Source organism: Paenibacillus sp. NPDC058898 (assembly GCF_049316025.1).
Taxonomy (GTDB): domain Bacteria; phylum Bacillota; class Bacilli; order Paenibacillales; family Paenibacillaceae; genus Paenibacillus_AQ.
In genome coordinates this window covers 1-13,836 of sequence record NZ_JBMOSM010000003.1, presented here as the reverse complement: position 1 = coordinate 13,836, position 13,836 = coordinate 1, and the positions used below count along the sequence as shown (strand labels likewise).

10 protein-coding genes and 1 riboswitch are annotated in these 13,836 nt (G+C 49.4%); of the genes, 9 read left to right on the top strand and 1 reads right to left on the bottom strand.

The genetic code is table 11. The features are described from left to right. Positions 1-147 precede the first annotated feature (147 nt). Positions 148-1,047 (bottom strand): 4-hydroxy-tetrahydrodipicolinate synthase, encoded by a 900-nt coding sequence (gene dapA / locus ACOZB4_RS08510; protein ID WP_379413798.1) that lies wholly within the window; start codon positions 1,045-1,047, stop codon positions 148-150. A 111-nt stretch (positions 1,048-1,158) separates the two neighbouring features. On the opposite strand from dapA, the gene ACOZB4_RS08505 reads away from it, so the two are divergent. From ACOZB4_RS08505 to mglC, 9 genes are all read left to right on the top strand, one after another. Further along, the gene (locus ACOZB4_RS08505) at positions 1,159-2,034 is read left to right on the top strand and encodes a LysR family transcriptional regulator (RefSeq protein WP_379413801.1); all 876 of its coding nucleotides are present in this window, start codon (positions 1,159-1,161) and stop codon (positions 2,032-2,034) included. Positions 2,035-2,097: 63 nt separating this feature from the next. After that, a riboswitch (ZMP/ZTP riboswitch) is annotated at positions 2,098-2,178 on the top strand. Positions 2,179-2,259: 81 nt separating this feature from the next. After that, on the top strand, positions 2,260-3,420 hold the full coding sequence (gene purT / locus ACOZB4_RS08500) for a phosphoribosylglycinamide formyltransferase 2 (RefSeq protein ID WP_379413803.1): 1,161 nt from the start codon (positions 2,260-2,262) through the stop codon (positions 3,418-3,420). Between the two features lie 321 nt (positions 3,421-3,741). Further along, the gene (locus ACOZB4_RS08495; RefSeq protein ID WP_379413807.1) at positions 3,742-5,100 is read left to right on the top strand and encodes an MATE family efflux transporter; all 1,359 of its coding nucleotides are present in this window, start codon (positions 3,742-3,744) and stop codon (positions 5,098-5,100) included. 198 nt (positions 5,101-5,298) lie between these two features. After that, positions 5,299-6,933, top strand: coding sequence for a response regulator (locus tag ACOZB4_RS08490; protein ID WP_379413809.1), 1,635 nt, complete (start codon positions 5,299-5,301; stop codon positions 6,931-6,933). 6 nt (positions 6,934-6,939) lie between these two features. Beyond that, a complete protein-coding gene (locus ACOZB4_RS08485; protein ID WP_379413812.1) occupies positions 6,940-8,769 on the top strand; it encodes a cache domain-containing sensor histidine kinase in 1,830 nt (609 codons plus the stop codon). Beyond that, on the top strand, positions 8,762-9,763 hold the full coding sequence (locus ACOZB4_RS08480) for a substrate-binding domain-containing protein (RefSeq protein ID WP_379413814.1): 1,002 nt from the start codon (positions 8,762-8,764) through the stop codon (positions 9,761-9,763). Before ACOZB4_RS08485 ends, ACOZB4_RS08480 begins: the two co-directional genes overlap by 8 nt. 199 nt (positions 9,764-9,962) lie before the next feature. After that, on the top strand, positions 9,963-10,988 hold the full coding sequence (locus ACOZB4_RS08475) for a galactose ABC transporter substrate-binding protein (RefSeq protein ID WP_372238789.1): 1,026 nt from the start codon (positions 9,963-9,965) through the stop codon (positions 10,986-10,988). 98 nt (positions 10,989-11,086) lie between these two features. Beyond that, positions 11,087-12,640 (top strand): sugar ABC transporter ATP-binding protein, encoded by a 1,554-nt coding sequence (locus ACOZB4_RS08470; RefSeq protein ID WP_379413844.1) that lies wholly within the window; start codon positions 11,087-11,089, stop codon positions 12,638-12,640. Next, on the top strand, positions 12,618-13,637 hold the full coding sequence (gene mglC / locus ACOZB4_RS08465; protein WP_379413817.1) for a galactose/methyl galactoside ABC transporter permease MglC: 1,020 nt from the start codon (positions 12,618-12,620) through the stop codon (positions 13,635-13,637). Before ACOZB4_RS08470 ends, mglC begins: the two co-directional genes overlap by 23 nt. Positions 13,638-13,836: the final 199 nt, after the last annotated feature.

The window sequence follows — 13,836 nt, the reverse complement described above, 5'->3', positions numbered from 1 at the left end:
CAGGAATTTCATACTTTTGCATAAATATCTGCATCATCTATCACAATTGTCCTGAATTGAAAGTGTGCATGCCCCATAATATGAATCTTTCAGCTTAAGAATGGCAAGGCAGCGAGTACGCCTAGCCGTTCTCGAGGAGAAAGCAGGTTACACCGAGAAGTCGGTGTTTTTCAGTTGTTGAATTGCGTGATCTAAAGATAGCTTAAGCTTTTCCGTAATGGGTCCCATAGGCAGTCGAAGGGTGTCCGATGAGATGATACCCTGCTTGGCAAGCAACCATTTTAGCGGAGCGGGATTGGATTCTTCAAACAGCTTACGAATGTAGGGAAGCAGGCCTTCGAACTCCATTTCGGATCGAGAGTAATCTCCTTGGGCAGCTAATTGAAACACCCGAATGAAAACCTCGGTATTCACATTGGCCGATGCCAATATTCCACCAGAGGCTCCATGAACCAGCATTTCATGAAAGAGGACATCGTTGCCGCATAGAACGGGCTTCGTATCGTAATGAGATAGGCTTCTCATGTGCTCCGTACTCTCAGTGCTATCTTTCATCCCGATCACGCCGGGGATCTCCATGATTCTTCTTATGACATCAACCGGTAACCGGATTCCAGTACGCGATGGAACTTCGTACAGAATTACCGGGATCCCGACCTCGGCGACCCTTCGGAAATGCTGCAGAATGCCATCGATCGAAGGGCGACTGTAATACGGCGTGACGACCAATACGGCATCAGCACCGATATGGCCTGCCAGTTCCGTTCGCTTTAAGCTGGATACCGTATCGTTCGTACCTGTACCAATGATGAGCGGCAATAGCCGTCCGCCCAAACTCCCCCGCGTTTCCTCCACAACCTGCACGACTTCCTCCCAAGCAACTGTCGGCGCTTCACCGGTCGTTCCGTTGATGACCAATCCCTGAATATCGTAGGATAACAAACTCTTCAAATAATGATGATAAGAAGGAAGATCCAGTTCGTAATCCTGTAAAAAGGGAGTGATCACAGGAACAAAAATGCCATGCAGTTCTTGCTGACTCAACATAACCTTTCCTCCAATTCATGAGTGATGGCTATACTTTAACATGGGAATTAAGATCGGAGTTATCTATAATAATAGATAATTACTATCAATATTATTGATAATGAGATAGCGATGGAACTCATCTACCTGCAAACCTTCAGGGAGGTTGCGATTCGCCAGAGTTTTACGAAAGCCGCGAATGAGTTGGGTTATGCTCAATCCAGCGTAACCACCCAGATTCAGAAGCTGGAGAAGGAATATGGCGTCAAGCTGTTTGAACGTTATGGCAGAGGCTTGCGCCTGACGAAGTCCGGCGAGGAGCTGCTTAAGTATGCCGTTCAAATGCTGGATCTGTTCCAGCAGTCGAAGGAAAAGCTGACCATGCAAGGCGGAGGCACCTTATCGATCGGAACGATAGACTCGCTGGCCGCTTATTTTCTTCCGTCCGTCATTCACCAGCTGAAACAAAGGCATGAAGATCTTGTCATCCGCATACAACCGGATCGTGAAGATAGCATTATCAGTAAGGTGAGAGAGGGCGAGTATGATCTCGGTCTTATTTTGGATAGAAAACCAGAGGACTCCTCCTTGAATTGGATCGCCATTCGGGAAGAGCCCCTTCTGCTGATTGCCCATCCGAATCATCCGCTTCTTGTTAAACCTGTCATAGAGCTAGAACACCTGGCTGATGCCGAATGGATTATGCCCGAGGATAGTTGTAATTACCGCATGATGTTGGAAAAGGCGCTGCGTGCTAGCGGAGTTCCAATGCGAATAGGCCTGGAATTGGGCAATCCGGAGGCAATCAAGAGATATGTGATGTCCGGTACGGGCATCTCATTATTGCCGAAGATGGTAGCAGAGGAGGAAATCAAACGTGGTGAGCTTGCGATTCTTCCCTTTGCGCATTCCGACATTCGACTGGACATTCAGTTGGTTATTCACCCCAAGAAGTGGTTTTCTCAATCGCTGAAGGATGCGATCGATATGTTGAAGTCTAAATCCTAATGTCGCCTTATGGTGATATTGCAATTAACGGGAAGATTCAGTATGATTTAAATAACAATGTATAGGTTTATGTGTGACTGGCGCAGCATGGGGGACCATGAGGGAGCACATAGATGACAACGGCCGTACGCCTGGGCAGAGGTAGGGGAAGCTTATTTCCCTTACCTCTTTATTATTTTCTGATTCTATAAGTCTCTGAAACTACGAAAAGGGGATAAAACAACGATGTTAAAAACGAAGAAAATACTGCTGCTAGGTTCGGGAGAACTGGGAAAAGAAGTCGTGATTGAAGCACAGAGACTGGGTGTGGAAACCATAGCCGTCGATCGTTATGCCGACGCTCCTGCCATGCAGATTGCCGATCATAGCCATGTCATCGATATGCTGGATGGGGAGAAACTGCGCGCAATCATTGAGCAGGAGAAGCCGGACCTGATCGTACCTGAGATCGAGGCGCTGGCTACCTCGGAACTGGTTAAGCTGGAGGAAGAGGGGTACCGGGTTATTCCTACTGCCAGAGCTGCAAAGCTTACGATGGACCGAGAAGGGATTCGCCGGTTAGCTTCAGAGGAGTTAGGGCTGCCTACTGCGGGCTATCGATTTGCCGATACTTATGAGGAGTTTAAACAGGCTGTTCTGGAAATGGGGTTTCCATGTGTAATTAAACCTCTGATGAGCTCCTCAGGTAAAGGCCAGAGCGTATGCCGCTGCGAAGGAGATATCGAGTCCTGCTGGAACATCGCCATGGAGGGCGGCCGTGTGCAGAACGGAAGAGTGATCATTGAGGAATTCATTATATTCCAGTCGGAGATCACGCTTCTGACCGTTCGTTCCGTCAATGGAACAAGCTTCTGTGCGCCAATCGGACATATTCAGGAGAGCGGGGACTATATCGAATCCTGGCAGCCACACAATATGTCGGAAGAGCAAATCGAGGAAGCTAAAAATATTGCAAGGAAGATTACCGATGAGCTTGGCGGTTATGGATTGTTTGGGGTTGAATTGTTCCTGACTGAGGATAAAGTGTATTTTAGCGAGGTGTCTCCGCGACCGCATGATACCGGGTTGGTTACACTGGTCACGCAAAATTTATCTGAATTCGCGCTTCACGTCCGTGCCATTCTTGGGTTTCCGATCCCGGAGATCGAATTGATAACGCCAGGAGCCAGCCGTCCGCTAAAAGCGGCGAGAGAGCTGGAGAATTATACAGTTACCGGCGCCGAGCAAGCACTGGCTGTTCCGAATACGCAGCTGCGCATTTTTGGGAAACCGGTGACCAAGATCGGAAGACGGATCGCAGTTGCGTTGTCAACCGCCGGCACAGTGGGGGAAGCCCGTTCGCGTGCGAAGCTGGCTTTGGATAAGCTTGCTGTTGAAGAAGCATAAATCATCGGGATTCCATTGATATAGCTCATTATATTATGTTGAAAAGGTCAACCGGAATAACCGGTTGGCCTCTTCTGTTATGGAAAGATCATGGATCAAAATCGGCTACAAACGGTTCAAATGCTGATAACCTGTTCTTGTTTTAGTTTTGATGATAAATATGCAGAAATTTATGTTCTTTCATGATAAGATACACAAGAATACAAACGACCCTCACCCATTATAATGTTCTTAATGCGATGCTCTATAGGCATATTTAAAGCATTATAATATCAATTAAATATAAAGAGGAACGTTTAAGGACGGCATAGGAGAATCTACATGAGAGACATGACGCAAGGAAGTCCGATCAGGCTGATCATTATGTTTACGATACCGCTTTTGATCGGAAATATTTTTCAACAATTTTATAATATGGCGGATACCCTGATCGTGGGGCGGACCATTGGTGTGAACGCACTTGCGGCTGTGGGCTCGACGGGCAGTATTTTGTTTTTTGTCATTGGCTTTGCCCAAGGCTTGACGGCAGGTTTGTCCATCATAACGACGCAGCGCTTTGGCGCTAAGGATATCGCGGGCGTTCGAAAAAGCGTGGGAACAAGTATATGGATTAGTCTTATATTCACGGTGTTCCTTACCATTGTGAGTGTCATATTCACGAGGCCTGTTCTCGTCATGATGAACACTCCAGCAGAAATCTTGGATGATGCTTATTCGTATTTAATCGTCATTAACTGGGGTGTTGGCGCAGCCGTTCTGTTCAACTTGCTGGCTAACCTGCTCAGAGCACTTGGGGACAGCCGGACGCCGCTTCTCTTCTTGGTGGTCGCAAGCATTCTGAACATCGTACTTGATCTGTTATTTATTCTCGTATTCAAGATGGGAGTAGCCGGAGCGGGGCTTGCTACGGTGGTATCGCAGCTGTTCTCCTGCCTGCTCTGCTTATTATACATTCACAAAAAGGTTCCGCTTCTGCAGTTTAAGAATGCCGATTGGTCCATCGATTGGACATTTATACGCAAGCATATGTGGGTCGGTTTTCCGATGGGCTTCCAAGCCTCCATCATTGCGATTGGAGCCATCATACTACAGATTACGCTTAACGGTCTCGGGGCAACGGCCGTAGCCGCATATACGGCAGCTCAGAAGATTGACATGCTTGCTACGCAACCCATGAGTTCCTTTGGCATTACGATGGCGACTTTTGCTGCCCAGAACTTCGGAGCGAATCGCATAGACCGAATCAAGCTTGGAGTTAAACAATGCATATGGGTCTCGGGATCCTTCAGCCTCGCCGTGGGCTTGCTGGTTATATTTGCGGGTCCTGCAGCCGTCAGCCTCTTTGTTGGTCAAGGAGAGGAAGAATTGCTGACCCTTAGCAGGCTGTATTTCTTATCGAACGGCAGCACCTATTTGCTGCTGTCGCTGTTGTTCATCTATCGCTTCACGCTGCAGGGACTGGGGCAGAGCTTTATCCCAACCGTAGCCGGCATTATGGAACTGATTATGCGGGTACTGGCAGCCATCTTCCTGACCGCGCAGATCGGGTTCCTCGGCGCAAGCCTGGCAAATCCGCTGGCTTGGCTCGGAGCCGTCATTCCGCTCGGCATTGCCTATTACTTGAGCATTAAAAGATTAAGCGCGCCTGCTAAACCCGTCTCCGTACCTGTTCAGGCGTAAGGATTTTTACACAATTGAAATCAGAACGAATCATGACTTAATGAACAGAAATCATTCTGTTGTTCAAGAGCCATGCATTCGTTCTTTTTTTGCTTCATCAAGCTTGAAAAAAGATGCATTCCAAATTTGGATGCGCCGGGGTAAGATCACATTAGATTCTTTTAACTAATTTGACAGATTAGAACAGGAGAGGTTGCCTTGTATAAAGTGCTGTTAGTGGACGATGAAGCCGATGTTAGGGAGGGACTCGTGCAGGAAATCCAGTGGGGAGCCTGCGGATTTACGATCGAGGGAACGGCGGAGAACGGGAAAGAGGCGATGGAGCTTGCGGAACGATTGGAGCCGGATGTCGTCATTACCGATATCAGTATGCCGTTTCAGGATGGGCTCCAGCTGGCCTCGTGGCTCAGAGAGTTTCAGCCGCTGTGCAAAATCGTGATCTTAACCGGATACGATGAATTTGATTATGCCCGTCAAGCGATTACGCTCAGCGTGGACGAGTATTTGCTGAAGCCATTCTCTGCCGAAAGCTTCACGGAGCTATTGGGGAAGATCAAAGACAAGATCGATATGGAGGTTGCGCAGCGTGAGGATGTGCGCCAGTTGAAGGAGCATTACCGCACGAGCCTGCCTTTGCTTCGGGAATCGTTTTTTGCGTCTCTGCTCACCCGGAAATTGCCCCGCTCGATCATAGAGGAGAAGACTCGAAATTACGGTTTGTCTTTGAATGGGGGGAGTTACCTGGCTGCCGTTATGGCATTATATCCCGCATCTGTAGATAAGGAGCATACGTCCTCAACTTCCCTTCGCCATTCGGGAGACTTGGATTTAATGCTGCATGCCATGCTGAACATTGCTAAGGAGCTTCTGGATCCTGAATTTTTTGTAAGCGTATTCATATATCAGGACAGCATTGTGCTGTTGATTATGAATGACGAGAGCGAAGACGAAATGTGGTTTAGCGAGCTGCAGGTGACACTTGACCGCTTGTTAAAAAGCATTCTTCATTATTTGAAGCTCCCGGTTACGATTGGAGTGGGCTCTATGGTGCGGAGTCTGTCCGACCTTAAGTATTCCTATCAGGATGCGCTGCTGGCGCTCGACTACCGATTGATTCTTGGTGCCGAGAAAGTCATCTTCATTGATGATGTTGAGCGCCCGAGACCGGAGGGAGTTCGTCTGGATGAATTAAAGGAGCAAGCGCTGATGCGCAGTCTAAAACTCGGAACGGAAGAGGAATTAACTGAAGCAATCTCGCACATATTTGATGAGCTCATGGGTGCCTCCTGTACCATTCAGGACGTTCAGGTATACCTTTTGGAGGTTGTAACGGCTATATTGAGATCGGCTCAAGAATCCGGGATTGAGATCGAGGTGTTGTTCGGCGCAGGGTCTCAGCTGCATGCGGAGATTTTCAAGTTTTCCGGATTGCAGGAGGCTAAAGCCTGGCTTCAGGATGTCTGTTTGACTATACGCAAGCATATCGCCAGCTCCAGGCAGCATGCGTACAAAGACATCGTGGAGAAGGCACTCCAATATACCCGGGAGCATTACGGTGACTCGGAGCTATCGCTGCAGAAGCTGTGCGTGCAGCTTCATATCAGTACAGGCTATTTTAGCGCTGTGTTCAAAAGAGAAGTCAAAATGACCTACGTGCAGTATTTGATGCAGCTTCGGATGGAAACGGCCAAAGAGCTTCTTCGATCATCGGAACTTAAAGCGTTCGAAATCGCGGAGCGTGTCGGATTTGCAGATCCGAATTATTTCAGCTTCTGCTTCAAGAAGCAGGTCGGCATCTCACCCAAGGAATACCGGACACAAGCGAGGGGGTAAAACTCGGTGAAAATCACGTATGCTAAGCGGGACTCGTTTAAACCAACCATTCAGCGGTGGGTTAGGCGATTTCGCGCACACAGCATTCAATCGATCATCATGTGGTCCTTCTCGGCATTTATTCTGCTTATCGTGATCGTGGTAGCTGTTCTGTTGTTCAATAAATTCTCGCGATCGGCGGAGCAAAGCGTGTTTTTGAATGCCCAGCAAATCGTGGATCAAGTCAGCTATAATCTCGAGGATTATGTGGACGGGATGGCACAGCTGTATCGGGCCATTGAGGAAAATATGCTCGCGGACGGGCAATGGGACGATGAGCAGGTGACTCAACAGCTGAACACCATCATGCGAAGTCGGGATGACATTGTCTCCATCGCTTTATTTAATGAACAGGGCGATATGCTGAGGAACCACCCGGCCATGCCGGTTAAGCCCAGCGCCCGGGTGACGGAGCAGAGCTGGTTTCACTCGGCCATGAGAGTCTCCGACCATCTGAGCTTCTCGCTGCCGCATGTGCAGAATTTGTACGACCATACATTTAAATGGGTGGTCACGATGAGCAAAGGAATTACGGTTGTTCATAACGGAGAGCCGACGTATGTCATTCTGCTGGTGGATATCAACTTCAAGAAGATCGATGAGCTGAGCAGCCGCATCAGCCTGGGGAAGCGAGGGTATGCGTACATCATCGATGAAGGAGCGGGAAACATCGTGTATCATCCCCAGCAGCAGTTAATTTACATGGGGCTTCGGAATGAGAGCGTAGAACGGGCACTTACTTCTTCGGACAGTTACATTGATGAATCGGATGGAGTCAAGCGGCTGAATACGGTGAAGTCGGTCGTTAATATCGGATGGAAAATCGTTGGGGTTTCCTATTTGGATGAAATCATGACAACAAGAGAAGAGGTCAATCGTTATCTGGTTCAGGTTGTGGCGATTGTTCTGGTGCTAGCCATCGTGGTCTCCCTAATTCTCTCGGCTATGCTGACCCGCCCGATCCGCCGGATGGGCAGAACGATGAAGGCAGTGGAACGGGGCGATTTCAATGTGGAGCTCCCGATGCAGGGGCCGCTGGAAGTGGTACAGTTGTCCAGCCGCTTCAATCTGATGCTGGATAAGATCAGGCAGCTCATGAAGCAGATTGTGAAGGAGCAGGAATCGAAGCGTAGATACGAGCTGGAAGCTCTGCAGGCTCAGATCAACCCGCATTTTTTATATAATACGTTGAATTCGGTTGTCCGTATGGTAGGCATGAGCAAGAAGGAGGAGGTCATTACGATGATTACTTCCTTGTCAAAGCTGTTTCGTTTGAGCTTGAGTAAAGGAAAAACATCGATAAGCGTCCGTGAGGAGTTGGAACATGCAAGGCATTATTTGACCATCCAACAGATGAGATATAAACAGAAATTCGATTTTATGATCGAAGCGGATGAAGCAGCGCAGTCTTGTTACACATTAAAGCTGGTGCTTCAGCCCTTAATTGAGAATGCCATCGTACATGGCATCGAGTATATGGTGGATCATGGACATATTCACATAACGGCTGCTATCAAAGGCGACCTATTGGAGATGACGGTGAAGGACAATGGAGTCGGAATGTCTCCCGCGATGGTTGAAAGGATATTGGAGGTTGAAGCGCTGCGTCAAAATCCGGCTCCATTTATCAATACGGCAGGCTCTGGTGTGGCCGTTCGAAATGTTCATGACCGCATCCAATTGTATTATGGGCATCGTTACGGTCTGGAATTTGAGAGCGAGCTCGAAGTGGGCACGACTGTTCGCATACGGATTCCGGTCATTCACGACAAGGGGGAGGGGCGGGAGAATGATTAGAATTCATCATGTGGTACGGATACCGGTTGTACCTAAGGGCTGTCTCGTTGTGCTTATCCTATCCTTGATCCTATTAACATCTTGTTCATCAGGCGCAACCATGGATGAGAATGAAACCGAACTCCGGCATATTGCCCTCGTGGCTCCCATACACGCCGAAGAGCAGGGGGATGCCATTCGATTAGGCGCTGAGGCGGCTGCCAAGGAAAACGGATTGGTGCTCGATTATATCCCGCTGGAGCCAAGTGACGATGAAGCGGAGCAACTGCAAGCTGCATTGAAGGTGCTGGAGAAAGGCTCCTCCGCGATTTTGATTGATCCGGCATCCGAAGCCGTACTGCAGAAATTAGGGGATCAGGCATCAGCGGCTGATGTCCCCGTCATCGCTTTGAATGATGAGCGAATGACCACAGGTGTCCTGTCCGCCATTGCAATCAATAATGAGGTGGCCGGACGCAAGGCGGGTGAGCAGCTGGCTGACTTACTTGAAGGTCGGGGTGTTATCGCCATACTTCGATCCGACAGGGAGGATCCCGACCTAATGGCCCGCGAAGAGGGCGCCAAAAGTGTACTGTCGGAAATGAGCGGGATTCAAATCGCGGACGGAGCTGCGTGCGGCAAACGTGAAGATGCATGCTGGCAGGCAGCCAAGCAGCTGCTGGACCGGGAATCGGTCGACGGGATTCTGGCACTTGATATTCAGGCTTCCTTGGGAGCGGCCAAAGAAGTCGCGAGAAGGAAAGTTCAGGGGAAGATCAAGATTGTCACCTTCGGAAGTGATCTGGAGCAGCTTCAGCTTCTGCAGGATGGCATCCTTCATAAGCTCGTTGTGCAGAACGGGTTCAGCACGGGTTATCTGGGAGTAGAACAGGCCGTGAAGGTCTTAGATGGTTCGAAATATGACAAGCCGATTGTGCTTGAGACCAAGGTAATTGATGCCGACAACATGTTCTGGATGGATAATCAGAAGGTGCTATTTCCATTTGTGAAGTAAAGAAGATGCGATGCTTAGAAGTAAAGTGATGAGAATTTTGCTAGAAAGCATGAGGATTTTGAATTTGAATGTCAGGAGCATTGCGGCATAATGGCGGTAGACAGTGAGATATGGCATATAAATGCCGTACCCGTCACTGAAAATTCGAATGAAACAAGGGAGGTCAACCCAGGTGAAGAAAAAATGGCTGATAATCCTTATGGCTGGCATGATGCTGACCACGGCGGCATGCAATAACGGCGGGAGCAGTTCAACCGGCAGCGATAGCAAGGGAAGTGAAGCGGCGGGTGGCAGCACCCCTCAAGTCGGGGTGGCGATTTATAAGTTTGACGACACGTTCATGACAGGCGTTCGGAATGCGATGTCCGATGCAGCGAATGGCGTAGCCAAACTGGATATCGTGGATAGCCAAAATGCGCAGCCAACTCAAAATGAGAAAATCGATCTGTTTATTTCAAAGAAATACAGCTCCATGATTATCAACCCGGTGGACCGGACGGCGGCCGGTGTCATTATCGATAAGGCTAAAACTGCGAATACACCAGTGGTCTTCTTGAATCGGGAGCCGATCGCGGAAGACATGAACAAATGGGATAAGGTGTATTACGTAGGGGCGAAAGCGGAGGAATCCGGAACGATTTCGGGTCAGCTTATTGTCGATTATTGGAAGGCCAATCCGAAGGCGGACAAGAACGGGGATGGTAAGCTGCAGTATGTCTTGCTGCAGGGTGAGCCGGGTCATCAGGATGCCGAGCTGAGGACCAAATTCTCCGTACAGGCGATTCAAGATGCGGGGATCGAAGTCGAAGCGCTAGCGGTGGATACCGCTATGTGGGACCGCGTGAAAGGACAGGAAAAGATGCAAGCCTTCCTTGCATCCCATGGCGACAAGATTGAAGCGGTTCTGGCCAACAATGACGATATGGCGCTCGGCGCTATTGAGGCATTGAAAGCAGCGGGTTATTTCAGCGGCGACAAATATATGCCGGTCGTAGGCGTAGATGCGACAGCTCCGGCTATTCAGGCGCTGGAAGATGGCACGCTTCTCGGCACCGTGCTTAATGATGCCAAGAGCCAGGGCAAAGCTTCTGTTGCGATTGCCGCAGCACTATCCAAAGGGGAAACGCCGAACAAGGACAACACCGGATTTGATATTACCGACGGCAAATACGTATGGATCGCTTACAAAAAAATAACGAAGGACAATATCGCCGACGCGAAATAATAGCAGGGTTATAGGAAGGGGCAGCGGCTAATCGAAGCGTTGTCCCTTTATATTCGGCTTTTTTCGATCCGGCTAGCGAAGGAGGTATCCCGAAGGTGATGGAACCGTATGTGCTGGAGATGCGGAATATATCGAAGGCGTTTCCCGGCGTTCAGGCGCTAAACGACGTAACATTCAAGGTGAGACCAGGCACCGTGCATGCTCTTATGGGCGAGAACGGGGCAGGTAAATCAACGTTGATGAAATGTTTATTCGGCATATACAAGCCTGATGAAGGTGATATTTATTTAAACGGCAGCAAGGCAGCCATCAACAGCTCCAAGGACGCACTGAATCATGGAATATCCATGATCCATCAGGAACTTCATCCCGTGCCGCATCGCAACGTGATGGAGAATATATGGCTTGGAAGATTTCCGATGACGGGCTTCTGGCCTTTGAAATTCGTGAATGAGAAACAGATGGCAGAAGATACGCTCCGCCTGTTTCGCGAGCTCGGTATCGATATTGATCCCAGGGCAAGAACAGGAGCGCTTTCTGTATCCAAGATCCAATCGCTTGAGATTGTCAAAGCCGTGTCCTATCACTCCAAGGTGATTGTCATGGACGAACCGACCTCATCGCTGACCGGGAATGAGGTGGAGCATCTGTTCAGCATCATGAACAGGCTGCGTTCGCAAGGCGTGTCGATTGTCTACATCTCGCACAAAATGGAAGAGATTTTGCGCATATCCGATGACGTGACGATCATGCGCGATGGGAAGTATGTGGGAACCTGGCAAGCCGGCGAGCTGACGACCGATTTGATTATCACCCGTATGGTGGGGCGGGACTTGACGGAGCGCTATCCTGAACGGACGAACGTTCCCGGCGAAACCCGGATGCAGGTCCACCAATTAAGTTCCACGAATCCGAAATCGTTTCAGAATGTATCCTTCGAGCTAAGACGGGGAGAGATCCTGGGCATTGGCGGCCTTGTCGGTGCACAGCGAACGGAACTGGTTGAAGCTATATTCGGGCTTCGTCCGGTGGCATCCGGAACCATCTCGATTAACGGGAAACCGGTAAAGATCAAATCACCCTCTGATGCCAAGAAAAACAACATGGCGCTGCTGACGGAAGAGCGCAGAGTTACTGGCATATTCCCGGTTCTCTCGGTCTATGAGAATACCGTCATTGCCAATCTTCGCAAGTATCAAAACTTCGCGTTCCTGTTAAATGAACGCAGAGGAATCGAGGATGCGCGAACGAACGTGGAGCAGTTGAGAACCAAAACGCCATCGGTCCATACCCAGATACGGAACCTGTCGGGTGGCAATCAGCAGAAGGTGCTGCTGGCAAGGTGGCTTCTGACCGAGCCTGAAATCCTTCTGCTGGATGAGCCGACACGTGGAATCGATGTAGGCGCTAAGTTTGAGATTTATTCGATCATTACGCAGTTAGCCAAGCAAGGAAAGAGCATTATTATGATTTCCTCCGAAATGCCCGAGCTGCTCGGAATGTCCGACCGAATCATGGTGATGAGCGAAGGGCGGCTGACGGGAATTCTCGCAGGGCAGGAAGCAAGCGAAGAGGAAATCATGCGGCTTGCCGCACAGCAGCGGTCAGCTGATTCGGGAGGGGAAGTCGATGAATACGCAAACCATCGGTAAGGTGAAAGATTATTTGGCGCAGCGCGCCATATTTGTAGTATTGATATTACTTGTTGTCGGGATTGCAGTCGCAGATCCCAATTTTCTGGCCTTCTCCACGCTACGGGATATTTTGCAGCAATCCTCCACCCGATTAATTATCGCCCTTGGTGCGGCGTTCATTCTGATCACCGGCGGGGTTGACCTCTCCGCAGGACGCGTTGTCGGATTAACGGCGGTTGTATCGGCTTCCATGCTGCAAACGGATGTATACGCAAACCGCTTCTTCCCGGACCTGCCCCAAGTATCGGTTGTATTGCCGATTCTTATCGGTATATTAGCGGGGCTTGTCGTTGGGTTAATCAATGGTTTCATTGTAGCTAAACTGCATGTGCCGCCATTCATAGCCACGCTCGGTACGATGGTCGGCATTTACGGCATCAATTCCATCTATTTTGATATGGAGCCGAACCAATCCCAGCCGATTGGCGGCTTGAGACCGGACTTTACCGTGTGGGGCAGCGGCTACATTGACTTCGGCGGCGGATATTCACTCCCTTACATCGTCATTATCGCCGTCTTCGTTGCGTTCATCTGCTGGGTCATATTCAACAAAACCCGGCTCGGCAAAAACATGTATGCCATCGGCGGCAACGTGCAAGCGGCGCATGTATCGGGGATCAATGTAGCCCGCAATCTTATAGCGATCTACGCGATTTCCGGTGCGTTGTATGGCATCGCCGGTGTACTGGAGGCTGCGAGAACCGGGGGCGCGACGAATAACTACGGCAATATGTATGAACTGGATGCGATTGCCGCATGCGTGGTTGGCGGGGTATCCACTGCGGGAGGCATCGGCACGGTGCCAGGCGTGATGGCCGGGGTTCTTATCTTCGGTGTCATCAATTACGGATTAACCTTTATCGGCGTCAGCCCCTACTGGCAATTGATCATTAAAGGGCTTATTATCGTAGCAGCGGTCGCATTTGATATTCGCAAATATATGGCCAAAAAATAAAAGGAAAAGAAGCCGCTGGAATATATCCCGCGGCTTTTGTAAAGATATCAGGAAGTATAAACTTCGAGGCTTGGGCCTTCCTGATATCGCAAGAAAAACTTCCTTTAACCGCGGTCTGTCTTCCGAGAAAGTACGTCGATAGACGTTTTTCTTTAGATATCAGGAAGTATAAACTTCGAGGCTTGGGCTTTCCTGATAT